At 56.3% G+C, this 22,341-nt stretch carries 23 protein-coding genes; 9 read left to right on the top strand and 14 right to left on the bottom strand.

The window, feature by feature from the left end; genetic code table 11:
- Positions 1–20: 20 nt before the first annotated feature.
- Positions 21–797: a ComF family protein gene (locus RMR16_RS17390; protein WP_320198569.1), complete on the bottom strand. Its 777-nt coding sequence runs from the start codon at positions 795–797 to the stop codon at positions 21–23.
- 61 nt (positions 798–858) lie between these two features.
- On the opposite strand from RMR16_RS17390, the gene RMR16_RS17395 reads away from it, so the two are divergent.
- On the top strand, positions 859–1,746 hold the full coding sequence (locus RMR16_RS17395) for a methyltransferase domain-containing protein (RefSeq protein WP_320198570.1): 888 nt from the start codon (positions 859–861) through the stop codon (positions 1,744–1,746).
- Between the two features lie 149 nt (positions 1,747–1,895).
- Here RMR16_RS17395 and RMR16_RS17400 read toward each other — a convergent pair whose 3' ends face one another.
- Complete coding sequence (locus RMR16_RS17400; protein WP_320198571.1) at positions 1,896–2,093, bottom strand: Flp family type IVb pilin; 198 nt, start codon at positions 2,091–2,093, stop codon at positions 1,896–1,898.
- 325 nt (positions 2,094–2,418) lie between these two features.
- On the opposite strand from RMR16_RS17400, the gene RMR16_RS17405 reads away from it, so the two are divergent.
- Both RMR16_RS17405 and RMR16_RS17410 read left to right on the top strand, forming a co-directional pair.
- Positions 2,419–2,724: a type II toxin-antitoxin system MqsR family toxin gene (locus RMR16_RS17405; RefSeq protein ID WP_320198572.1), complete on the top strand. Its 306-nt coding sequence runs from the start codon at positions 2,419–2,421 to the stop codon at positions 2,722–2,724.
- A gap of 2 nt (positions 2,725–2,726) precedes the next feature.
- Entirely contained in the window at positions 2,727–3,140 is a 414-nt protein-coding gene (locus RMR16_RS17410; protein ID WP_320198573.1) for a type II TA system antitoxin MqsA family protein, read from the top strand.
- Positions 3,141–3,160: 20 nt separating this feature from the next.
- Here the strand turns inward: RMR16_RS17410 and RMR16_RS17415 are convergent, their stop codons facing one another.
- Genes RMR16_RS17415 through RMR16_RS17435 form a run of 5 tightly spaced genes read right to left on the bottom strand, consistent with a single transcriptional unit; the run spans position 3,161 to position 9,344 of the window.
- Positions 3,161–4,885: an acetyl/propionyl/methylcrotonyl-CoA carboxylase subunit alpha gene (locus tag RMR16_RS17415; RefSeq protein ID WP_320198574.1), complete on the bottom strand. Its 1,725-nt coding sequence runs from the start codon at positions 4,883–4,885 to the stop codon at positions 3,161–3,163.
- Positions 4,882–6,498 (bottom strand): 5-oxoprolinase/urea amidolyase family protein, encoded by a 1,617-nt coding sequence (locus tag RMR16_RS17420; RefSeq protein ID WP_320198575.1) that lies wholly within the window; start codon positions 6,496–6,498, stop codon positions 4,882–4,884. The genes RMR16_RS17415 and RMR16_RS17420 overlap by 4 nt, the downstream gene beginning before the upstream one ends.
- A gap of 7 nt (positions 6,499–6,505) precedes the next feature.
- Positions 6,506–7,312 (bottom strand): putative hydro-lyase, encoded by an 807-nt coding sequence (locus RMR16_RS17425; protein WP_320198576.1) that lies wholly within the window; start codon positions 7,310–7,312, stop codon positions 6,506–6,508.
- A 12-nt stretch (positions 7,313–7,324) separates the two neighbouring features.
- Positions 7,325–8,092, bottom strand: coding sequence for a LamB/YcsF family protein (locus RMR16_RS17430; RefSeq protein ID WP_320198577.1), 768 nt, complete (start codon positions 8,090–8,092; stop codon positions 7,325–7,327).
- 10 nt (positions 8,093–8,102) lie between these two features.
- Entirely contained in the window at positions 8,103–9,344 is a 1,242-nt protein-coding gene (locus RMR16_RS17435; RefSeq protein WP_320198578.1) for an NRAMP family divalent metal transporter, read from the bottom strand.
- 255 nt (positions 9,345–9,599) lie between these two features.
- Here RMR16_RS17435 and RMR16_RS17440 point away from each other — a divergent pair, with 255 nt between their 5' ends.
- From RMR16_RS17440 to RMR16_RS17450, 3 genes are all read left to right on the top strand, one after another.
- A complete protein-coding gene (locus tag RMR16_RS17440) occupies positions 9,600–10,247 on the top strand; it encodes a GntR family transcriptional regulator (RefSeq protein ID WP_320198579.1) in 648 nt (215 codons plus the stop codon).
- 81 nt (positions 10,248–10,328) lie between these two features.
- Positions 10,329–11,204 carry a pyridoxal kinase PdxY gene (gene pdxY, locus RMR16_RS17445; RefSeq protein ID WP_320198580.1) on the top strand — a complete coding sequence of 292 codons (876 nt, stop codon included), beginning with the start codon at positions 10,329–10,331 and terminating at the stop codon, positions 11,202–11,204.
- 73 nt (positions 11,205–11,277) lie between these two features.
- On the top strand, positions 11,278–11,919 hold the full coding sequence (locus RMR16_RS17450) for a carbonic anhydrase (protein ID WP_320198581.1): 642 nt from the start codon (positions 11,278–11,280) through the stop codon (positions 11,917–11,919).
- A 142-nt stretch (positions 11,920–12,061) separates the two neighbouring features.
- Here RMR16_RS17450 and RMR16_RS17455 read toward each other — a convergent pair whose 3' ends face one another.
- From RMR16_RS17455 to RMR16_RS17485, 7 genes are all read right to left on the bottom strand, one after another.
- The gene (locus tag RMR16_RS17455; RefSeq protein ID WP_320198582.1) at positions 12,062–13,123 is read right to left on the bottom strand and encodes a medium chain dehydrogenase/reductase family protein; all 1,062 of its coding nucleotides are present in this window, start codon (positions 13,121–13,123) and stop codon (positions 12,062–12,064) included.
- A gap of 53 nt (positions 13,124–13,176) precedes the next feature.
- Positions 13,177–14,367: an MFS transporter gene (locus RMR16_RS17460; protein ID WP_320198583.1), complete on the bottom strand. Its 1,191-nt coding sequence runs from the start codon at positions 14,365–14,367 to the stop codon at positions 13,177–13,179.
- A gap of 164 nt (positions 14,368–14,531) precedes the next feature.
- A complete protein-coding gene (locus RMR16_RS17465) occupies positions 14,532–15,344 on the bottom strand; it encodes a sugar phosphate isomerase/epimerase family protein (RefSeq protein WP_432354944.1) in 813 nt (270 codons plus the stop codon).
- A complete protein-coding gene (locus RMR16_RS17470) occupies positions 15,341–16,087 on the bottom strand; it encodes an SDR family NAD(P)-dependent oxidoreductase (RefSeq protein WP_320198585.1) in 747 nt (248 codons plus the stop codon). Before RMR16_RS17470 ends, RMR16_RS17465 begins: the two co-directional genes overlap by 4 nt.
- The gene (locus RMR16_RS17475) at positions 16,075–17,226 is read right to left on the bottom strand and encodes an alcohol dehydrogenase catalytic domain-containing protein (RefSeq protein ID WP_320198586.1); all 1,152 of its coding nucleotides are present in this window, start codon (positions 17,224–17,226) and stop codon (positions 16,075–16,077) included. The genes RMR16_RS17470 and RMR16_RS17475 overlap by 13 nt, the downstream gene beginning before the upstream one ends.
- Positions 17,223–18,239: an ROK family protein gene (locus RMR16_RS17480; RefSeq protein WP_320198587.1), complete on the bottom strand. Its 1,017-nt coding sequence runs from the start codon at positions 18,237–18,239 to the stop codon at positions 17,223–17,225. Before RMR16_RS17480 ends, RMR16_RS17475 begins: the two co-directional genes overlap by 4 nt.
- Positions 18,236–19,450 (bottom strand): sedoheptulose 7-phosphate cyclase, encoded by a 1,215-nt coding sequence (locus RMR16_RS17485; RefSeq protein WP_320198588.1) that lies wholly within the window; start codon positions 19,448–19,450, stop codon positions 18,236–18,238. Before RMR16_RS17485 ends, RMR16_RS17480 begins: the two co-directional genes overlap by 4 nt.
- A gap of 225 nt (positions 19,451–19,675) precedes the next feature.
- Here RMR16_RS17485 and RMR16_RS17490 point away from each other — a divergent pair, with 225 nt between their 5' ends.
- The 3 genes from RMR16_RS17490 to RMR16_RS17500 all read left to right on the top strand — a co-directional run bounded on the left by RMR16_RS17490 (position 19,676) and on the right by RMR16_RS17500 (position 22,109).
- A complete protein-coding gene (locus tag RMR16_RS17490) occupies positions 19,676–20,554 on the top strand; it encodes a LysR family transcriptional regulator (RefSeq protein WP_320198590.1) in 879 nt (292 codons plus the stop codon).
- Positions 20,555–20,699: 145 nt separating this feature from the next.
- On the top strand, positions 20,700–20,933 hold the full coding sequence (locus tag RMR16_RS17495) for a BrnA antitoxin family protein (protein WP_320198591.1): 234 nt from the start codon (positions 20,700–20,702) through the stop codon (positions 20,931–20,933).
- 237 nt (positions 20,934–21,170) lie between these two features.
- On the top strand, positions 21,171–22,109 hold the full coding sequence (locus tag RMR16_RS17500) for a lytic transglycosylase domain-containing protein (RefSeq protein WP_432354948.1): 939 nt from the start codon (positions 21,171–21,173) through the stop codon (positions 22,107–22,109).
- Positions 22,110–22,341: the final 232 nt, after the last annotated feature.

Below are 22,341 nucleotides of genomic sequence, written 5' to 3' on the forward strand. Positions count from 1 at the left end.
AAAGCCTTGTTTCTGTCACGTCATATAGGCCCGGAAATTGCCATTGCAAAGGTCAAAACAGTGACATCTGCGGCACCGGCCTTCTTCAACCGTCTGGCCGCGGCGGCGACAGTGGCCCCGGTGGTGTAAACATCATCCACCAGCACCACGCGCTTGCCCAGAATATCCGCATCCCGACCCGGCGCGATGGCAAAGGCACCGCGCACATTTTGCCGGCGGGCGCGAGCTGAAAGCCCCACCTGCCGGCTGGTCGGTTTGACCCTTATCAACGTCGACGCCAGAAAAGGCCTACCCGACAAAACGGCGAGATGCCGCGCAAGCTCTGCCGACTGGTTGAAGCGGCGCGCCAGAAACCGGCGTCTGTGCAGTGGCACCGGCACGATGACATCACAGGCGGCGACCGTACCATCGCTGGCGCGCAGCATCCACGATGCCATCAGGCGGGCAAGATCGGTCCGATCCAGATATTTCAATTGATGCACCAGCTTGCGGGCTGGTCCATCGTGAACGGTGGCGGCACGAAGGCGCTCAAATGGTGGCGGGTCGGCAATTGCCGCAGCGCTGAGAACCCCCGGCCCGTGATCCTTGGCGAAGGGAATGCCCAGCACTTCACAATAGGGCCGGTCGATGAACTGCACACCGGCCCAGCATTCCACGCACAGCGCACCACCCGTATTCGTCATGCGCCCGCAACCCACGCAGCATGGCGGATAGACAAAATCGGCGGCAGCGCGCAGAACACTCCGCAGCACCCGCAACCCTTCCATTCCTGAAAACAGCTTTTGTCCTTCACCCATAAGGTTGACAATAGGGGCGAACGGGTGCCTTTGCGACAGCAAAGTTTGGATGGATCACGGCATGGACATAGTTTTCGACGCGGCGCTGATAGAGAAAAACCGCAAGCGCGCATGGCGTTTCAAGGACGACAAGGCGCTGTTTCTGCTGAATATCGCCGCAGACGAATTGGCAGACCGCATCGCCATCGTGGAACGGCATTTCGACACGGCCATCGAACTGCATGGCGCAACGGGCATCACGGCGCAGCGCATTCTACAAACCGGCAAGGTCGACACGGTCACGCGTGTGGACACGGATGCGGTGTTTGGCGCAGATCAGATTGCGCCCATCGAGGAACTGCCGCTGGAACCAGCCTCCGCGAACCTCATCGTTTCGCCACTGACCCTGCATCTGACCAATGACACACCCGGAACCCTGATCCAGATTCGCCGTGCCTTGAAGCCGGATGGTTTGTTCATGGCCGCCATTCCCGGCAGCAGCACATTGCAGGAACTGCGCGATGTGCTGTTGACGGCGGAAGTGGAACTGACCGGCGGCGCCAATGCGCGCGTCATTCCCTTTGCCGATGTGCGGGATGTGGGCGCGTTGTTGCAACGCGCCGGTTTTGCGCTGCCGGTTACGGATGTCGAAACCTATACGGTGCGTTACGATTCCATTTTTCCGCTGATGCGTGATTTGCGGGCGATGGGCATGGCGAACCCCTTGATGGACCGAAGCCGCAAACCGCTGACGCGAGGCTTTTTCCTGCGCGCCGCAGAGCTTTATGCCGAAAAATACAGCGATCCCGATGGCCGCATCCGCGCCACCTTCTCGATCATCTACGTATCCGGCTGGGCACCGCATGAAAGCCAGCAAAAGCCGCTGAAGCCCGGCTCTGCCAAAGTGCGGCTGGCCGATGCGTTGAAGACTGCGGAGATCAAGCTGCCTTCCAAGGACGGCGAAGAGTAAGCATTTTACCACTCCCTCATCCCAGATCCAGTGCGATCAAGTCTTTGATGCGCGAGGCTCTTTCGTGCCGCAGGCGCGGCTCTGCTCGATTCCGGCTCAAGGCCGGAATGACGGGAGGGATTTGTTGGCAGTCTGAGGCAGTACGGTGGTCAGGCCATCGCGTTGGCAAATGTGGTGGCAATCAACTCAAACACGGCTTCGATATTGGTGCCGATGCTTTCCATGCCCAGAATGAGCGCGGTGGAGATGATGGCGACGATGAGACCGTATTCGATCACGGTTGCGCCTTGCCGGTCGGCAAAAAGCGCAGCCAGCTTGCCCAACACGAATTCTGCTCTGCCTGCCATCCGGAAAGCCCCCTAATCCGGCGCGGCGCCTAGACACGCCGCAGATGAAACCAGACGGCACAATACCGCAATAAAGTGTGCAATTGGTTACCCTCTTACCCTTGTCATTTCACCGTTCGTGCGCCAACTAATCTGGAAAAGAGTGGGAAGATGATGCCAGAGCTTGAGGCACATGGCGTAATTTGCACATTCAAACTCGTTTTGACGGAAGGAGAAAAAGACAAATTTTCCTCACCTAATAAAAGCCGTACCTCGTTTGAGCCACCGGCTAACAAAATATTTTTATAACCTAATTGCCAATTTAACCTAATAGGTTTATTTAACAATGACAGAGAAAAAAAGCGCGCATTATCCATTGGAAGACGTGTGTAAATGTATCGAAGCTGAAAATGTACGGGCAACGAACACTGCATATGAGGGGGCAGACGAGTTAGGGATCGAAACGCTTGATGAGATGTGCTCAATCATCAAGAAATTGACTGCTAATGACCTGCATAAATCCATGACCACACATAAAGACGCGACAATATGGCAAGACGTATACCGGCCATTTCTGGGTAACGGAACACAAGCCTATATCAAACTCACCATCACCAATGGACTTTTGATCGTATCGTTCAAGGAGAAATGAAGATGAAATGCCCTGTGTGCGGTGGCGCAGAATTGTGCCACGAAACGCGAGACTTATCTTTCACCTACAAAGGTAAAACAACGACAATCAAAGCGATTGAAGGTGATTTCTGCCCTGCCTGTGACGAGGTCATTCTTGATCGCCTGAACGGTGATCGGTATGGCGCGGAAATGCGGTCGTTCAAACGGCAAATAAACGAGGAAATCGGCGTGGATCCGAAATTCATCGCCAAGGTTCGGAAAAAGCTTGATCTGGATCAGAAAGAGGCGGGGCGTATTTTTGGAGGCGGTGACAACGCATTTTCGCGATATGAGCGCGGAAACGCGAAACCGCCTGTCGCGCTGGTAAAGCTACTGGCACTCCTCGACAATCATCCTGAACTGATTTCTGAAGTTGTAGCGACGAAAGCCGCCTAATAAGGCGGCTTTCGAAAAGATCACTCGAAAACAATCACCACATCGCCCGCCTGAAGGTAATCACCTTCCTTGACGCGCAAGCGGATTGTGCCGGATTTTGGGGCTGTGACCTGGGTTTCCATTTTCATGGCTTCCATCACAGCCACAAGATCGCCTTCCGATACGGTGTCGCCATCCTTGACCTTGAAGGATTGCAGCGTGCCGGAAACGGGTGCGGTGATGTCGTCTACCTGTGGCTTTGCGGGCGCAATCGAGGCCGCTGAAGCGCCGCCGACGCCACCAAGTCCGGCCAACAGCAGGTGCGGCAGGCCGACGGCTACGCGCTTGCCATCGATTTCCAGCCATGTGCGGGTGATGGAGGCGTCGTTGGCTGGTGCGGGGCGCTCCATGGCATCCGGCATGTCGGCGAAATCGGTTTCGATCCAGCGGGTGTGAACCTTGAAACCATCCGTGCCGATAAAATCGTCCGTATCGATGGCGGCGCGGTGGAAGGGCAGAACCGTGGCGATGCCTTCGATGCGGAATTCCTTGAGCGCGCGGCGGGCGCGGCGCAGCACCTGATCGCGATCCGCACCCGTGACGATCAATTTCGCCATCAGCGAATCGAAGACGCCGGGGATTGTCGAACCCGTTACGACGCCGCTGTCCAGACGGATGCCGGGGCCGGATGGCGGATCAAACAGGGTGATTGCGCCGGGGGTTGGCAGAAAACCGCGACCGGGATCTTCGGCATTGATGCGGAATTCCATGGAATGGCCGCGTGGCTCTGGTGTTTCGAGGACACGCAACGGCTGACCTTCGGCAATGCGGAACTGCTCTATGACCAGATCGATGCCCGTTGTTTCTTCCGTGACCGGGTGTTCCACCTGAAGGCGTGTGTTGACCTCCAGGAAGGAAATCGTGCCATCGACGCCGAGCAGGAATTCCACGGTGCCTGCACCGGAATAACCCGCTGCCGCGCAAATTGCCTTGGCGGCGTCATGGATTTTCTGGCGCTGTTCTGGCGTGAGAAACGGCGCAGGTGCTTCTTCGATCAGTTTCTGGTTGCGGCGCTGGAGCGAACAATCGCGGGTGCCGAGAACCAGCACATTGCCATGCTTATCGGCAATGATCTGCGCTTCAATGTGGCGCGGGCGATCCAGGAACCGTTCGAGGAAACATTCGCCACGTCCGAAGGCGGCAGTGGCTTCGCGCACGGCGGATTCGTAGAGATCGGCAATCTCTTCCATTTTCCACGCGACCTTGATGCCGCGCCCGCCGCCGCCATGGGCAGCCTTGATCGCCACCGGCAGGCCGTGTTGTTCGGCAAATGCGGTGACTTCCGCCGCCGTCGAAACCGGACCATCGCTGCCCGCAACCAAGGGAGCGCCAACGCTGGTGGCAATGCGGCGTGCCTCGACCTTGTCTCCCAGAACCTTGATGACTTGAGGGTCTGGACCGATCCAGATCAGGCCCGCATCGATGACGGCTTGGGCAAATTCGGCGCGCTCGGACAGGAAGCCATAACCGGGGTGAACCGCATCGGCACCGGAACGCTTGGCAATGCCGATCAGCTTTTCGATATCGAGATAGGTTTCTGCCGGGCGCACGCCCTCCAGACCATAGGCTTCGTCGGCGAGACGCACGAACAGCGCATCCTGATCAGGATCGGCATATACAGCCACCGATCCGATATTATAATCGCGGCAGGCGCGGATGATGCGCACCGCGATTTCACCACGATTGGCAATCAGGACTTTTTTCATGGTTTGTCTCCCGAAAATTCTGTGTTCTTCATTGCCGTGATTTCGGCAAAAGGCCCGAGCGGGCGAAACTGGATTTTGGCGTTCACGGGTATCTGGCCCGCAAGGTCGAGGTGATATTCGGCAACCGCGCCGATGACCGGATAACCGCCCGTCAGCGGGTGGTCAGCCAAAAACAGCACCGGCTGGCCGCTGTGGGGAATCTGGATTGCGCCGTTTGCCGTGCCTTCGCTGGGCAGTTCGGCGCTGTCCTTGCGCTCCACAGGCACCTCACCGGCAAGGCGAATGCCGACACGGCTGGACTGTGGCGTCACCTGCCAGAGCTGGCCTGTCAGCGTTTCAATGCCCTTTTGCGTGAACCAGTCGGTGCGCGGACCGAGCACGATATCCAGCGTGACGACATCGCCTGCCTGTGGCAGATCAAAGGCCGGAACCTCGTTGATGGACACGCTGGTAAGGCCAGCTTTTTCTTGTCGCAGATTGAGGATCGAACCGGCTGTGGCACTTTGTGGACCGACGACAGCCAGCGTATCGGTTGCCGTGCTGCCAAGAACCGGCGCGACATCGAAACCACCACGAACGGCGAGATAGGAGCGCATGCCTTTTGCTGGATTGCCGAAAGTGACCACATCGCCCGGCTCAAGCGAGATCGGCGCATAGGGGCTGGCGTCGAAGCTGTAAACGTCTGATTTCACCGTGATGGTGCAGGAGGCACCGGCGACGCCAATGACGGCACGGGTTGCGCTTTTAAAGGAAAAGCCGCCGAGCGTCAGCTCCAGACAAGAGGTGTTGGCCGGGTTGCCAACGATGCGGTTGGCCGTGTTGAAGGCAGCGCGATCCAAAGCGCCGGAGGCGGACACGCCCTGCCCCGTCTGGCCGAACCGTCCAAGGTCTTGAAACACGGCGGGCATGGGTGCGGCAAGCACTTCGAAATGTGCGGCACTGGTGTTCGCTACAGCTTTCGCGACGGGTTTGGATGACGGAATGTCGATGCTGCGACCGGGCTTGTTCATGTCGAAAAAGCGGACGCGATAACCGGGCTGAAACAGCGCGCCGGGATCCCGTTCGATATCCCACATTTTCAACGGCGTGGTGCCGAGGATTTGCCAGCCGCCGGGACTGTTTTGCGGATAAACACCGCTGAAGGCACCGGCAAGCGCGACCGATCCCATCGGGATACGGGTGCGCGGGCTTTGGCGGCGCGGCACATGCAGCGCGGGATCGCCGCCCACCAGATATCCGAAACCGGGTGCAAAACCGCAAAACGCAACGGTAAATTCACTGTCCGTGTGGCGCTGGATAACCTCTTCGACGCTGAGGCCGGTGAGTTCCGCCACATCGGCAAGGTCTTCGCCATCATAATGCACCGGAATTTCCACCAGATTATCCGATGGCGCGATTTTTGCGGACAGATCGCGGGTGGCGATGTCTGCGGCCAGTGCTTGCGCCGTGATCTTTTCCGGGCGGAAACGGATCATCAGCGTGCGGGCTGCCGGAACAGTTTCTTCAATGCCCTCGACAGGATCGGCGTCCAGCGATGCGAAGAGCGCAAGCGTCTGATCGAGATCGGCGAGTTCCACGAGAAGGGTGGTGAGGCTGACGGGTAAAAAACGCATCTTGTCCTCACGCATGATAGGCGGAATCAGGAATATCGGTGATGAACATATGGCCGGGAGAATGCGTGATCGCAAACGGCACGCCAGACGCCATGACTGCGGCCTGCGGGGTGACGCCACACGCCCAGAAGACCGGCACTTCGCCGGGTTCGATACGCACCGCATCTCCAAATTCAGGTTTGGAAATGTCGGCAATGCCGATCTCTTCGGGGGAGCCGACATGGACGGGCGCGCCGTGAACGGCGGGAAAACGGCCGGAAATGGTGGCCGCATCCGCCACCCGCGAGGCGGGAATGGGACGCATGGACACGACCATATTGCCCTTCAACCGCCCGGCAGGACGGCATGGCTGGTTGGTCAGATACATCGGCACGTTGGATTTGTCCGTTATGTGGCGAATTTCAATGCCCGCTTCGACCATCGGCGTTTCGAACGTGAAGCTGCAACCGATGAGGAAGGCGACCAGATCATCCCGCTCCGCCCAGGCGCTGGTCGCGTCTGCGGTTTCTTCCACCAGCTTTCCATCCCGCCAGATGCGGTAAAGCGGCAGGTCGGTGCGCAGATCGGCACCGGGGGCCAGCAGCGTTGTCGGCACGCCGGGGTCGGACACATCCAGCACCGGGCAGGGTTTTGGGTTGCGCTGTGCGTAAAGCAGGAAATCGAAGGCCCAGTCACGCGGCAGCACAATCATATTGGCCTGCGTAAAACCGGGGGCGATGCCGGATGTCGGTGCGACAAGACCATTGCGATAATCGTCACGCGCCTTGCGGGCGGCTGTCGCATCCGTGTGGTTCAAAAAGGATGTCGGGATCATCGTGAGCGCTCCTTAATTGCTGGAGACGAAAGAACGGATGTCGATGCCTTCGGCTTCGAACCGCTGACGGATCTGCTGTGCGATGGCAACGGCGCCGGGGCTATCGCCATGCACGCAGATGGACTGCGCTTCGATCTTGACGATGCTGCCATCGATGGCTTCCAGCGTGCCTTCGCGGGCAAGCTGGACCATGCGGGCGGCGATTTTTTCCGCATCATGCAGCACGGCACCGGCCTCGCGACGGGATACGAGCTGACCTTGCGGCGTGTAGGCACGGTCCGCAAAGGCTTCCGCAACGACCGCAAGACCGGATTTGCGGGCCAGATCAAGGATCGGCGCATTGGCAAGGCCCATCAAGACCAGCGAGGCATCGACGGCCTTGATGCCATCGATCACCGCTTGGCCCTGCTTGGCGTCATTGGCGATGCGGTTGTAAAGCGCACCATGCGGCTTGACGTAACGCACGGCCGTGCCAGCCGCAGCCGCGATGCCTTTCAGCGCGCCGATCTGGTAGATGACGTCGGCAATCAGTTCTTCCGAGGTCACGTCCAGATCGCGGCGACCAAAGCCGACGCGGTCTGGATAGGAGACATGGGCTCCGACGACTGCGCCATTTTCGGCGGCGGCTTTCACCGTGCGGTAGATGCCGGCAGGATCTCCCGCATGGAAACCGCAGGCAATGTTGGCGCTGGAAACGACGGCCAGCATTGCCGCATCGTCGCCCATGCTCCACGCACCGTAGCTTTCGCCGAGATCGCTGTTCAGATCGATAGAAGCCATGTTTTTCTCCTTATGCTGTCAGAAGTGCGAAGATCGGGCCAATGGACTTGTAGCCCATGTACCACGTCAGCGCGCAAACGATGACACCAAGCACCAGAAGCCAGCGTGGATAGCGATAACCAGCCATCAGATCAGACCGGGCCCATGCGGCGTAGATGAAGATCGACAGACCAATCGGAAGGATCAGGCCGTTGAGACCGCCGACGAAGACCAGCATCTGTGCCGGTGGTGTCGTGATGACCACGTAGAAGAAAAGGGACACGGCGATGAAGATCACTGTCGCGATGTTGCGACCGCGTTCCGTGATATTCTTGTTGAAGACGGTGATGAAGGAAACCGACGTATAGGCCGCACCGATGACCGAGGTGATGGCGGCAGCCCAAAGAACGATGCCGAATATTCTCAGACCGATATCACCTGCGGCGACCTGGAAAGCCTGCGCCGCTGGATTGGCGCCTTTTCCCGAAACGTCAATGACGACGCCGCTGGCAACGACACCAAGAATGGCAAGGAAGAGCACGTAGCGCATGACGCCTGTTACTGCGATGCCGGTCAGGGCAGCCCGGTTTACCGAACCAAGATTCTCGATGCCGACCATTCCCTTGTCGAGCAAACGATGCGCACCGGAATAGGTGATATATCCGCCGACGGTACCGCCAACGATGGTCGTGATGGTTGCGAAATCGATTGTCGATGGCAGGAACGTCTGGAAGAGAGCGTCACCCACGGGTGGGCCAGACGCGAAGGCGACATAGACCGTCAGAACGATCATCAGAATACCTGCGAAGATGATAAAGCGGTCAACCGCCATACCGGCGCGTTTGGACAGGAAGATGCCGATAGCCAGAAGCGCGCTGAGCGCACCGCCCAACTTTGGATCAAGGCCGAGCATGGCGTTGAGGCCGAGGCCAGAGCCGCCGATGTTTCCGACATTGAAGAACAGTCCGCCGACGATCACGAGAATAGCCAGCACATACCCGGAGCCGGGTATCGCGGCATTGGCGATATCGGAGGCCCGCATGCGGGTCAATGTTACGATTCTCCAGATGTTCAGCTGCACGACAAAATCGATCAGGATCGAAGCAAGGATGGCGAAGGCGAAGGCCGATCCAAGCTTGGCGGTAAAGGTGGCCGTCTGGGTGATGAAACCCGGACCAATCGCCGAAGTCGCCATCAGGAAGATTGCGGCTGTTAGGGATGCGCGCCTCGATCGCGCAAATTCGACGGTTTGGGCAATTTTTGTCTGCTCCATGGATTTTCTCCGCTCCATTGGCAATCCGCCCCTCGCGGATGCTGTAAGCCGATCTTGGCGTGATCTACAAAATTGTCAATATTGTTGAACAATAAAATGATATCGTTCTTTCATTATGCGCAATATTTGGGACACATGCGTTGGAAATAAGCACGATTTTTACTTATGCTGCCTAAGATTTGTGATATTGCAACCGGCATATGCGGTGCAGCAAACACCGCTCCACGCTATGAAACGCCGTATGAAGGGAACGTTATGACGGAAACTTTGCCGCTTGCAGACCGCGTGGCCAAGGATATTCGTGACCTCCTGATTATCGGCGAGCTGACGCCCGGCCAGAGACTGTCCGAGGCGGCCTTCAGCGAACGTCTCGATGTATCACGCAACTCGCTGCGCGAGGCGTTTCGGCTTTTGACCAAGGACGGGCTGTTGCGACACGAGGCCAATCGCGGTGTTTTCGTGTCTGTGCCGAGCACAGACCAGATCATCGACATTTACCGCGTCCGGCGAATGCTGGAATGCGGCGCATTGCGGCAGGCATGGCCAAAGCACCCGGCGGTTGCCACCATGCAGGACGCGGTCGAGCAGGCCAAAAAACATCGCAATCTGGGAGACTGGCGCGAAGTCGGCAGTGCCAACATGAAATTCCACGCCGCCGTGATCGACCTTTCCGACAGCAGCCGGTTGAGCGATTTTTACGCCCGCGTCGCCGCCGAACTTCGCCTGAGCTTCGGGCTTTTGAACGACCCGGAACAGCTTCATTCGCCCTTCGTGGATATGAACGATCAAATTCTGTCTCTGGTGGAGAGCGGAAACGTGACGGAGGCCGCGACGCAGATGGAGCTGTACCTGAACCATTCCGAACGCACCGTGCTGAAGGCACTGGAGCGTGCCGCAAAATAAGCCACATCAAAGCAGTGGAAAGCAGCGGTCCGATATGCCATGACGGACCCATAATAGACTGCCCAGCTGAACGAGTGCGCCATGCAGGACAACACCAACGGTTCCGTCATCGTCATTTCCAGCCACGTCATGCGCGGCTCCGTCGGCAACCGAGCCGTTGTCTTTGCGTTGGAAACGCTGGGGTTCCCGGTCTGGGCCGTTCCAACCATCGTCATGCCATGGCATCCCGGCCACGGTCCTTCAACCCGGCTGCGGTTCGACAATGGCGATTTCGACAAGGCCATGCAGGATTTGGCCGGTTCCAAATTTTCCGGTGAAGTGCGCGCCATCCTCACCGGATATTTCGGCAGCGCCGATCAGGTGCGCTCTGTGGCAAATCTCATTCGCACCATGAAAGACAGCAACCCGGACCTGATCTATCTCTGCGACCCGGTCATCGGTGACAAGGGCGGGCTTTATGTGCCGGTTGAAACGGCGGAGGCCATTCGTGATGAACTGGTGCCTCTGGCCACGGTTTCGACACCCAACCGCTATGAACTGGCGTGGATGAGTGGTGCAGACCTTGAAACCAACAATCAGATCATGGATGCCGCCCTGGCGCTTGGTCCGCCGAAAATGCTGGTGACATCAGCGGTGCCAATGATGGCGGGCGGTATCGGCAATCTTTTCCTCAGCGGTCGCCATGCGCTTCTTGCCGAACATCGCTCCATCGACAACGTGCCGAACGGGCTGGGCGATCTTCTCTCTGCGCTTTTCCTGGCACGGTTGATGCAGGGAATGGACGACGAAAAAGCACTGCAACTGGCAACCGCCAGTGTGTTTGAGGTGCTGGCTCGGACCATGAAACGGGGCTTGAACGAGTTGACGCTGGAAACCGATGCGTCAAGTCTTTCCACACCCATGGCCATGGTACAAATGCGTCATCTCTTGCATCCGTCGCGAAGCAAGGGCAAATAGCGGCTGAAAGATGAGTTTTCAACGCGCCAGGTCGCTTTGTGATCTTGGCCCAGCATAACGGTCCTGCGATATCATGAACGATTTTCCAGACTACCTCCTGAACGGCTACAAAAATTTCATGGCTGGGCGTTACACCGATGAGCGCGAAAGATACCGCGCACTCGCAGACACCGGCCAGAAGCCGCAAACCCTTGTCATTGCCTGTTGTGACTCCCGTTCCGCGCCCGAAACCATTTTCGATTGCGGACCGGGAGAACTTTTCGTCATGAGAAACGTGGCCAACATGGTGCCGCCCTTCGAGCCGGATGGGCAATATCACGCCACATCAGCGGCCATCGAATATGCCGTACAGGTTTTGAAGGTCAAAGACATCGTGGTGATGGGCCATGGCCGTTGCGGCGGCATAACCGCGGCGCTTGACCCCAATATGGAGCCATTGTCCCCCGGCGATTTCATCGGCAAATGGATGAACATGGTCAAATCCGCTGCCGAGCAAATTCAGGGCAACGATGTGATGACTGCATCTGAACGCCAGACGGCGCTGGAGCGCGTGTCGATTCGCAACTCCATCGCCAACCTGCGCGGCTTTCCCTTCGTGAAGGCGCAGGAAACAGCCGGAAAAGTGAAGCTGCACGGCGCATGGTTCGATATCTCGACCGGCGAATTGTGGGTGATGGACAGCAAAACAGGCGACTTTCGCCGCCCGGAAGTGTGATCGAAAACCTGCTTGACGATGGTGGGCGCGGTTCAATCCTAAAGCATATTGCGTGAAAAAGGATTCACGCAATATGCTTTAACTCTTTGTTTTATTGCATGTCTTCGTCGCAAAACTGCTGAACACTTTTGCTGGACATGCTTCAAGCGACTTTCAGAATGACTTTTCCGGGATAATCCTCAGTTTTTGCCGCAACGCCCATCATCAGTGCCGATATTTCATCAAAGGTAATGTGCTTCGATACGATCTTTTCGAGAGGGAAACGATCGGGATATTGCTTATGCAATCTGAAACTTTCTTCGTAATCTTCCTTAAAACACCCGTAAGCGCCGGAAACCCTCAACTTTTTCCCTTGGTAGTCAACGGATTGAATGTGTTCATTTCTCCGCACCGTATCGATGTCCAATTGGGTGGATGGAAATAGATCACCTTGGCGCGTCCCACCATAGATATGCACAATGGCGCCGTTGACACCCATGTCAGCCGCGTTTTCGAGAAGCGTCGGTGTAATAATCGTCGGGACAACGATGACGACGTCACACGAATTGCGGTGGGCCTCAAACTCTGTGAGTGCGAAGACTTCAGATTTGGCCAGAAGACCCCTCGCGCGCGCGAAATTTCGGCGCATTTCACCACGGTTCAGGACGATGACAGATGCGCCGAGGTGTTTCGCATACATGGCAAACATCACGCCTGAACAGCCCGCGCCGATGATGCCGACTTTTTTCCCCTCAAGCGATGTGAGGTTCGCTATCTCAAAAAGCTTCTGGACAGCGTGGACCACGCAGGCAAATGGCTCTGGCATCCATATATTGTCAAGGATGGCGGGCTCGGGCACGCGCACGATGGCCTGGGCGAGTTGTTCTTCTGAACCATGCACGAACACATACTCTGCAAACCCTGTGGTGCGGGTGGGAACAATGTTTGGATTGAAGGTTACAAGCTCACCATCCTGAAATCCGGTCCGCGTGCCCGCGAAAGCAACAGAGCCGACGAATTCGTGGCCAAACAAGGGGCCACGATCTGTCGGAATATCCCGCGAACCAACGATTTCCTTGATATCTGCCCGGCAAATTCCAATGTAATCAGGTTTTAAGACGACAGTATTTTCCCCAAGAACATCCTGGGGAAAGGTCCGCGTTACGATACTTACAATGCCCCTCTTGAGGGCGACGGTTTTGTAGGTCGACGGAAATTTTGGCATCTTAACTCCCCATCACATTGAAGCATCAGTCGTTTTTGCTGGTCAGGATTGTTCTAGGATGCAGCACCACAAACCGCAGATTCGGTTTGCCGTTTGTCGACCAACACCCAAGACAGCAGGATGACTGCCAAGCTCAAGGCAGCAAGTCCGGACCCTGCCAACAGCACGGCACGCACGCCATAATCATGCGCGATCACCGCACCACCGAGCCAAGCGCCAAGACCATTTCCCAGATTGAACGCGGAGACATTCACCGAAAGAGCCAGTGTGGGCGCCGCGTGTGCAACGGACTGAATGCGAGCCTGCAATGAGGGAATAATCGAAAAACCCACAGCACCGAAGACGAAGAGGGTGATGGCAGACAGCAGCGGCACGACACTGGTGACCCAAAAAATTGCAAGAACGATGACCAGAGACGTCAACACGATGACAATGCCTCGCATGACGTGACCATCTGCAAGGCGGCCGCCAGCGAAGTTTCCGATTATTGCGCCAATACCGAACACCACCAACAATGCTGCAATCGCTTGCGGGCTGAATTGGCTGACATCCGTGAGAAGCGGCACCACATATGTGGACGCCGTGAACACCGCGCCCTGCGCAAGAACAGTGGCAAGAACCACCAACAACAGACTGGGTTGAATCAACGCGCCAAACTCGCGACGCAAGGTGCCGCCTGTTGTCTGCTCGATGTGGGGAAGGCGCTTGGGCATGTATGCCGCGATCAGAAGCATTGTGAGAGCGGCAATCACCACGATCGCCACGAACGTGGCGCGCCATCCCAGGTTCTGTCCGATGAACGCGCCAAGCGGTGCACCCAGTGCGTTTGCCATGTTGAAGCCAAGAGCAACTTTGGCCATTGCGGAACCTTGCCGGTTGGCTGGGGACAGGGTCGCAGCCAGATTGAAGGCAACGGCAACAAAGGTTCCGTGGCTGAGTGACGTGAACACCCGAGCAGCCATGAGCATCTGATAGTCGTGTGCAAAAACGGCCCAGATATTTCCAAAGACAAAAAGCCCCATCAACCCCAGCACGAGTGCTTTGCGTGGCAGGCGGCCAGTCAACAGGGTCACGAATGGGCCAATAATCGTCACGCCGAGCGCGTAGCCCGTCACCAGCAAACCAGCTTCCGGTACCGACACGGCAAGATCGGTTGCCACAATGGGCAGCAGTCCGGAGATGACAATCTCGGCAGTACCCACACAGAATACGCCAAGCATTAATGCGAATATTATGATCGACATGAAACCTTCCTTTCAATAATTAGTCCACACCCCCAAACAAAACTGGGAATGGCAGAGCTTTGTTTTGAGCGAAATCAAACTATAATTTTCGTTAAAACGAGATATTGGACAAATAATTCTATTTATTTTTATGCATCGTCATATTCCTGAAATCGCTTGGCTATTTATGCTGTGAAATGGTGACGTGGGTGCGCAGCTGTCTGGAGTCTCAGCCAGCCAAGATCGGCTGAGATGCGATCCAATTCACCATTTCGATAGTCGTTTTCGAGCACCAGTGCGTCGATGGTGAAATCAGTCCATCGCAGTGCTTCAATCGTTTTGAGAATTGCCGGATCTTCGACACTTAACGGCGTATCGCCGTCAGGATTTTTGATGTGTATCTGGTCGGCGAGCATTGAGCCGGCTGCCTGCAACACACTCAGCGGGTCCAAACCCACGGAGCGGGGATTGCCTGTATCCAACATGACCCGCAAATTCGGCGAGCCCACGCGTGTCATCAGTTGTTGGAGCTGTATTGGTGCAAGAACATTTTCTGTCGCCACCAACAGGTCTCTTTTTTGTGCTTCGGCGCAGGCCCAGCGCAGTCGTCGAGCCGTGCTTGCAAGTGCCAATGGCGTATCGATCGCACTGCATCTGAAACTGGGAACAAGTACGAGACGAATGCCCAATTCGACGGCGACGTCGAATGCTCTGTTTATAAGCAGCCGGACCTGACGGGCCGCAGCCGTGCCTTCTTTGGCGGTCAAACCTATATCGTTGAGGACATTGACGGAGATCGCCAGCGGGCTCACTCCGGTTTCGACCAGCACAGACTGGAGAGCACGCAGGCGATCTGCTTCGTCCAGCCATGGCGTTCGCCCCGGGCCTCCGAGGTCAAGCTGGATGCCGTCGGCTCCCAGCCGTGCGGCGAGCAGCACGGCATCTGGACCGCTGACCGGCAAGCGCCAGTCGACTAAACCCAGTCGAGGCGCGTTCACATCCGGGTCCGATCGCTTTGGGATGCGGGAACGCCGCTCCGCACGGAACTCCAACTGCCATCATTGTTCACCATCAAGCTGTCGCCATGATATTTTGCATCCAGTGTGGTCGCCAATTCGACCGCGATCGGACCGAAACTCTCCGGACGCATATAGTTGGAATAATCGAAATCGGCCGGTCGTCGCCGCCGGATGCCGGGTGAATCGACCATGCCCGCCGGCAACACCGAGACGATGCGGACGTCGTCGGGATTTTCCTCTTGAGAGACCGATTCAATGAGACAAGCGCACCCCGCCTTGGTCGCGGCGTAGCCCGCACGCCCTGGGCCACCATTGAAGACGACTTCGGAGGACACATTCAGGAACAGACCCGGGCGCGCCTCACGCAGCACGGGCAAGGACGCAGCCAAGGTGAGCCACAAACCATTGAGGTTCACTTCGAGTTGTTGGCGCCACTGCGACAAGGGCGTGTCGGAAAATTTGGCCCGCCGATCACCATAATGAACAGCCGCAAAGCTTACAGCGTGCAAAGGTTCACCGACGACGTCAGCCAACGTCGATCTGGTTGACGCCTCATCGGTCAGATCGAGTGCAGTCCAGCGCAGTTCGGTCGGTTCTGCCGGTTGGGATCGACTGAGGACCACAACCTCCATGCCAGCTTGCGACCAGGCTTGCGCTATGGCGCGCCCAATTCCCGTCGAGCCACCCACCACCAGACCTCGGCGGCCAACTAATGGAGCCATTTTGGACCTCCTGGAATATCGCCTTGCGACGAGAGACGGACCGCGAGTTTGATCAGCCGGTGTCCGTTGACGATTCTATCGCGCGAGGTGGCCAGTTGGCTCATAACGGCGGCGGCCTCATCGATATCCACCAGATGGGTTATCAACTTTCGATAACGCGCCGGATGTTTGGTCAACTCTGCTGCAGCGGCTCTCAAATGCCTGTGCGCCACACCACGGTGACCCACGAGAGATACAGTCCTTCCGGTGCTGGTTTGCACATTGAATCGCAGTGCCGGATCGGGTGAGCCCGCGCAGTTCGCTGCACGCACAGAGGTTAAATCGATACCTGGCAAAAGCTGTGTTGCACAGCCGGGCGGTAGGCCACCGACGAGGTCGATGGCAAGTTCACCGGACAAATTGCGCAGTGCGGTTTCCAGGCATAACAATGTCGCGTCCCGGGGCGTGGCAATCAGGACGGCGACCCGCTCATGGGTAGAGCGTTTGGACAGACGATGAGCCCCGGCTTCATCATGCAATACGCATTGAACATTCGGCACACCGTGATCTCTGCTCCAATCCATGCCGCGCATGGTGTGGTGCAAATGCACGATCCGTGTCGTCGCGCCGAGCAGATCAGCAGCGGCCCGTGCGGCCAGATGCCCAATGACCCCGTCACCAAATATGACCAGAGTGTGTGGGTGATGCTCCGCCAGAAGTTGAAATGCGTAGTGCACCACCGCCAGCGGCTCCAGCAATGTGGATAGTTCCGTGTTGAAGGTTTCGGAGAGTGGGATCACCAACCCGCCAAGCACAGCAGAGCGAGTGATCAGGACACGCTCCTGAAAGAGACCCTCGACATTGTGACCAAGCAGAAAAGATGAATCGTCACGATGCGTCGGGTTGATGCAGACGAGCGTTCCCGGCGCCAAATAGTCGGGCACATCGCCACCGCTGAAGACCACGCGTGCGACACCCTCATGACCGATGATCGGACTAGGCTCGGAGCGAAGTCCGCGCAAGATTTGAATATCTGTGCCACACAGTCCGGCATAGAGTGGAGCAACCAGCAATTCGTGTTGTTTTGGCATGGGTGTGGGGTGATCGAGGACACGCAACGCACCCTGTTTCCGCACGATTGCACGATGCGTCTCTGTCATGGCACCCTCTCCATCAACGCCGCTATTCCTGCTCCGACGAGACAATCTGCGTCGCTGACCACAATTCGGTCTTCGATCCACTGCGGTGTAAACTTGCTGGTCAGATAGAGGCCTTTGCAGCGCAGATGTGACAAAATGGCGTTTCTGTAGTGCGCGCCAAGCCCGACAGCCACGCCACCGGTCAAGACGATGCGGTCCAGGTCCGGGTCCAAACACAGGGCGGTTCGCAAGACGTCGGCGACAGGAGCCGTCACCGCGTCCAGCAATTTCGTTGCGATGCTGTCTCCCGCAACCAAAGCAGAGCTGAAGGTTTCCTCCCACGGCATTCCATCTCCGTGTCCGAGCAGCGAATTTTCCCAGTCTCTCGGATATCGCTCTCGCAGAGCCAGGGCCATTTGCCTGATGCCGGGCCCGGAGGCATAGGCGGAGAGATGGCCAGGCTCGCCACAATCGCATTTCAGAATGATCGGCCGGTCAAAGAGAACGGCAGACATTGGCAAGTGGCCGATTTCGCCCTGCAATCCGCTGGCATCCAGGGGAATCCGCGAGGTCCTGCGGTCTATTGTTCGTGCTGCAATGCCGGTGCTGATGGTGACGAGCATAACTTTACGGTCTTGTTTGCAGAGCTCTTGCGATGCGACGTGCAACAGGGCCGCGGTCACATCGTTTACGACGTGCCAGGCAACATCCCCCCTCTTGCGTGACAATATATCCAGCACGTTGAGCGGCGTATCATATGGCCCCCATAACGGCGCGGAGGCGTATACCGTACCAGTGAGTTGGTTTAGGGCTGCACCGAACGATAGACCCACGATGGTATCGTCAGTATGAGGGACGATGTCGCAAATCGAATCGATAAGTCGAGTTTGCAGTTCAGGTGCCGACAATGTCGGATAACGCCGGAAGTTGGGGCTAAGCGCGCTCCGCCGACCCCAGGTACCCCGTTCAGGGGTCCAGTTCGCCCATCGAAGATGGGTGCCGCCGACGTCAATCACCGTGACCGCGCCTGTCACGGTATATCCCGCTCAAATATGCGCTGCTGGTCGGCAATGAACGTCAGGGCAGCTGCCAGTTCAGCGGCGGTGAGGTCATTGACAAATGTTGCCGCGCCTATGCCATCGGTCAGTGGTATTCGCTGCAAACCGTCACGATGTTTTACGGTGTCGACCAAGGCCCGTTCCAGCAATTCCTGCTGGAAAACGGCGTGGGCTATAGGCAGCCCTGACCGGTGTATCAATTTGATCGCTCGGTGAGCCTCCGTTTGCGTGATCAGGCCTCGACCGTTGGCCAGCGCAATGCATAGCGCCATGTCGACCGCGACAGCTTCACCATGCAGCAATGCGGGCGCGGCGATCAGTTCCAGTGAGGGGCTAAAGGTGTGACCATAATCGACACAACGCGCCAATTCGGCTTCCCACAGATTGGGTTCAAGTTCGGCCAACATGCCCGCGATTGCCCGAGACATGATCTCCCTGATGGCGGGATCGTCAGATGAAAACATCTCCGGTGTGAGCCGGGATGCCGTGACCTCGAGCAACTCAAACAAGGCGTGATCCTTGATGAGTGCCATTTTAATGATTTCAGCAACACCGTTCGAGATGTGGCGCTGGTCAAGGCTTTTGAGAAAAATCGGGTCGATCAGCGCAGTCGACGGGGCGAAATAGGTGCCGAGCCGATTTTTATGTTCACCATGATTGATCCCGGTCTTGATACCGATACCGGCGTCGATCTGACCCATCAGTGTCGTCGGAATCCGCACATAGGGTATGCCTCGGCGATAAAGGCTGGACGCAAAGCCGACAACGTCCAGCAGCACCCCGCCGCCGATACCGATCACGACTTCCCCACGGCGTAGAAGGCCCGCAGACGACATAGCCTGTGTAACGTCTATCACGGAATCAACATTCTTGTTGATTTCGTCACCGGGGATGATCTTCCAGTGAATGTCGAAGTTCCAAAAATTAAAGTATTCTTTGAATTTTTCTCCATATATCTCATAAACAGTACTATCAATGACAGCGAGCCTCTTGGTTTTTAGATTATTGTCTATCTTCCGGCCACAGGCCTGAGCCAATATTGGATTGGTCGGATCAAGAAGATCTGCAACGACGGAGATGCTGTACTTGACATCCTGAGTGGCGTGCATGCGCCACGTCAGATCGGAGTTTTTTACGAGAGGTTTGCGTAACTGATGCGCGCTTGAAGAATGTGCTTGAATGTTCATTTCCACCCCTTTGACTTAGTTGAAATATCGAGGGCACTATCAATAGTGATTGGATGAATGACCGAATCTTGCGACCCATTAATCTGAAATAATACTATGCTCGCACTGGTTGCGATTTTTTCTGTCTCAACGTACCTATAGTATATTGCGGTGCAACATAACCGGTCTGCCCGTCCGGACTCTCACGCCGGAAAGGGACGTAATCTTGAAATTTGGTGGCAAGGCATGATCGAATCGCTCTCTGCAATTTCAGTGTTCGTAAAAGTCGCCCAGACAGGTAGTTTTGTGTCAGCGGGGCGCGCCCTCGGCTTAAGTGCGTCAACGGTTGGAAAACGTGTGGCAAATCTGGAAGGTGCAGTTGGCGCACAGTTATTACAGCGCAACACACGCCGTATCTCATTGACGTTTGAGGGAGAACGTTTCCTCGGTCACGCTCAGCGTATACTGGAAGAAATCGATGCGATGCAGAACGCAATGCTGTCTTCCAACGAAACGCCAAGCGGGAAGATTAAGATCAGTATAGCCCCGGTCCCAAAAATGTTCAGCGACAAGCTCCACGCTTTCTTGGGAAAACATGAGAAAATTGAAGTCGAGTTTGACTTCTCAGATCGATTTGTTGATCTGGTCGGGGAAAATTTCGACGCTGCTTTGCGTGTTGGAGGCGTTCCGGATGGCAATTTACGCTATCATTATCTGGGAGAGATGGTGAGTGTTCTGGTTGCCAGTCGCGCCTACCTTGAAGGTCGCGGTCGCCCAAGCAAGGGTGACGATCTCTTATCTCACACACTCATTCATTATCGTTCGAGAAATTCAGGCCTCATACAGCCCTGGCCTCTGCCAAACATAGGTTCGGTCACTCTCCCTCAATCGATCATTTGTAATGATATCGACACGCGTATCAAGCTGGCTATTCAGGGCGTCGGGATCGCATACCTGCCGATCATCTCGATCGAAGACGACCTGAGCGCTGGTCACCTTTGCACCGTCCTCACCGATGAAATTGTAAATGCCAGCACCCCGGTTTACGCGGTGTGGCCTTATGCCCATCGCTATTCCTTACGCCAACGCCTTCTCATTGATTATCTCAAGAGCCTTAGATGTTAGATATTTTCGCCGAGAGTGACAAAAGGTCTGATATGATCCACGCCGTGTTGCGAAAAATGCCGTTTGGGTGAGACTGCTTCGATAGACGTGGTTTTTTACCGTGAAACACGAAAAACAATTATTGTTCGATTTTCAGGATAGTTCGATGAGCAAAACTCCACGCAGGCCTTTGAACCCGATGGACGCGGCTGAGGCCCTATTCAAACCCGTCAATAAAGCGGCAGCCCAAGTGGTCGAAAAACCAGCAATTCCAAATAGCCGGGAAATGGTTTCAATCCGGCTGGATAGCGACGTGCTGGCTTTTTTTCAGGAAGACGGGCCAGGCTGGCAAGACCGGATCAACGACGCCCTTCATAAAGCCATGAAAGACAGCCGCTAAATACGACGTGTCGGGTGATTGCGAAGAGCGGAAAGACGATGGAAATGGGGGGTCTCACATAGCTCCTTTAAAATCCAGAGAGGCCCGCTCGCGCGGAATGTGATCGCATGAGGATAGGAAACGCCATCCATTGAATGGCACTATAATAAGGCCTTCCCCATGCTATATCATGCACTCAATACGTGTTTCGCGCGTCTAATATACGGGATTCCATAACTCAGCCACTCAAAGCCCAACATGAGAACCTATAGAACCATAAACATCCGGTTGGTCGGGACAGCGGTTTTTCCAGGTTTGGTCGCCGTGTTGTTACCGATTGTTGTATCTGCTGGCGAGACGACGGCCAATGAACCTTGCCTTTACGATCGTGAAATAGGCACTCGTTCTCTCTGCATCCGTCAACAAAGCTTCAATACAGACCTCTGCCAGACGATTGGTCACGTCGCAGACATTCACGGTGTTCCGCCTGCTTTTTTCGCCCGGCTTATTTGGCGCGAAAGCCTATTCCGGCCAGACGCCGTGAGCTCAAAAGGTGCCGAGGGCATTGCCCAGTTCATGCCTGCCACCGCCAAACGCCGTGGACTCGACAATAGTTTCGATGTGATCGATGCTTTGGATGCCTCGGCAGCATATCTGAAGGCGCTTGAAATTAGTTTCGGAAACTTTGGTGCTTCTGCGGCCGCTTACAATGCCGGAGAGAACGGATTTGCGCGTTTTCTGTCCACCGGGGCACTGCCGATAGAGACACGCGATTACGTTTTTGCGATCACCGGCCATACGATCGAGGCTTGGCAGGCCTCCCCGCCAAGCATCGCTGCGCCAAAACTCGATGAAACCCTCCCTTTTCAGGACGCTTGCATCGCATTGGCAGAAACCAGGCAGATGAAAGAACCTGTGTTTGAAGGAAGCGCCGACTGGGCTCCCTGGGGCGTTCAGCTTGCCGCGCACTACCGTCCATCTGTCGTGGATCGACTGTTCACACGCACCATCAACAGTCTACCAGCGCCTCTCAATGAAGAACGCGCGTTGATTGTCCGGCAGCGCGGTGGCAATTTTGGGCATCGACCAAGATATGCAGCAAGGATTGGACGTGAGACGCGTGAAGCCGCGGTCCAGCTCTGCGACACCATCCGCGCCGCTTCAGTGCCTTGTACGGTATTTCGAAACAGGAGATGAGCCGGCTTGGCCTGACACCGTTCATAGATCGGGGTTCTGTGCGCCGCACGCGCCTCCTGACCGGCGAAGTCGACATTGCACCGCTGGTCAAACAGCCCGGATGCCGATCTCGTCTATGCGGACGTTCTGAATACCCTGCACAACAGGCATCCTCGCAAGACGCTTGCCCTGATATTGGCGTTTTGGGAGATCAAAGACCGCTGACGATTGGTTTAAACGTTTCAATATCTAC

The organism is Agrobacterium sp. rho-13.3, assembly GCF_033957765.2.
Taxonomy (GTDB): domain Bacteria; phylum Pseudomonadota; class Alphaproteobacteria; order Rhizobiales; family Rhizobiaceae; genus Agrobacterium.

Bases quoted from the DNA above. Each gene is read 5' to 3' on its own strand.
- RMR16_RS17500 (WP_432354948.1), top strand. From the start codon at position 21,171: ATGAGAACCTATAGAACCATAAACATCCGGTTGGTCGGGACAGCGGTT.
- pdxY (WP_320198580.1), top strand. From the start codon at position 10,329: ATGCAGGACAACACCAACGGTTCCGTCATCGTCATTTCCAGCCACGTC.
- RMR16_RS17420 (WP_320198575.1), bottom strand. From the start codon at position 6,498: ATGCGTTTTTTACCCGTCAGCCTCACCACCCTTCTCGTGGAACTCGCC.
- RMR16_RS17450 (WP_320198581.1), top strand. From the start codon at position 11,278: ATGAACGATTTTCCAGACTACCTCCTGAACGGCTACAAAAATTTCATG.
- RMR16_RS17390 (WP_320198569.1), bottom strand. From the start codon at position 797: ATGGGTGAAGGACAAAAGCTGTTTTCAGGAATGGAAGGGTTGCGGGTG.
- RMR16_RS17425 (WP_320198576.1), bottom strand. From the start codon at position 7,312: ATGATCCCGACATCCTTTTTGAACCACACGGATGCGACAGCCGCCCGC.
- RMR16_RS17400 (WP_320198571.1), bottom strand. From the start codon at position 2,093: ATGGCAGGCAGAGCAGAATTCGTGTTGGGCAAGCTGGCTGCGCTTTTT.
- RMR16_RS17475 (WP_320198586.1), bottom strand. From the start codon at position 17,226: ATGACAGAGACGCATCGTGCAATCGTGCGGAAACAGGGTGCGTTGCGT.
- RMR16_RS17405 (WP_320198572.1), top strand. From the start codon at position 2,419: ATGACAGAGAAAAAAAGCGCGCATTATCCATTGGAAGACGTGTGTAAA.
- RMR16_RS17395 (WP_320198570.1), top strand. From the start codon at position 859: ATGGACATAGTTTTCGACGCGGCGCTGATAGAGAAAAACCGCAAGCGC.
- RMR16_RS17495 (WP_320198591.1), top strand. From the start codon at position 20,700: ATGAGCAAAACTCCACGCAGGCCTTTGAACCCGATGGACGCGGCTGAG.
- RMR16_RS17455 (WP_320198582.1), bottom strand. From the start codon at position 13,123: ATGCCAAAATTTCCGTCGACCTACAAAACCGTCGCCCTCAAGAGGGGC.
- RMR16_RS17435 (WP_320198578.1), bottom strand. From the start codon at position 9,344: ATGGAGCAGACAAAAATTGCCCAAACCGTCGAATTTGCGCGATCGAGG.
- RMR16_RS17460 (WP_320198583.1), bottom strand. From the start codon at position 14,367: ATGTCGATCATAATATTCGCATTAATGCTTGGCGTATTCTGTGTGGGT.
- RMR16_RS17440 (WP_320198579.1), top strand. From the start codon at position 9,600: ATGACGGAAACTTTGCCGCTTGCAGACCGCGTGGCCAAGGATATTCGT.
- RMR16_RS17485 (WP_320198588.1), bottom strand. From the start codon at position 19,450: ATGAACATTCAAGCACATTCTTCAAGCGCGCATCAGTTACGCAAACCT.
- RMR16_RS17490 (WP_320198590.1), top strand. From the start codon at position 19,676: ATGATCGAATCGCTCTCTGCAATTTCAGTGTTCGTAAAAGTCGCCCAG.
- RMR16_RS17470 (WP_320198585.1), bottom strand. From the start codon at position 16,087: ATGGCTCCATTAGTTGGCCGCCGAGGTCTGGTGGTGGGTGGCTCGACG.
- RMR16_RS17410 (WP_320198573.1), top strand. From the start codon at position 2,727: ATGAAATGCCCTGTGTGCGGTGGCGCAGAATTGTGCCACGAAACGCGA.
- RMR16_RS17415 (WP_320198574.1), bottom strand. From the start codon at position 4,885: ATGAAAAAAGTCCTGATTGCCAATCGTGGTGAAATCGCGGTGCGCATC.
- RMR16_RS17430 (WP_320198577.1), bottom strand. From the start codon at position 8,092: ATGGCTTCTATCGATCTGAACAGCGATCTCGGCGAAAGCTACGGTGCG.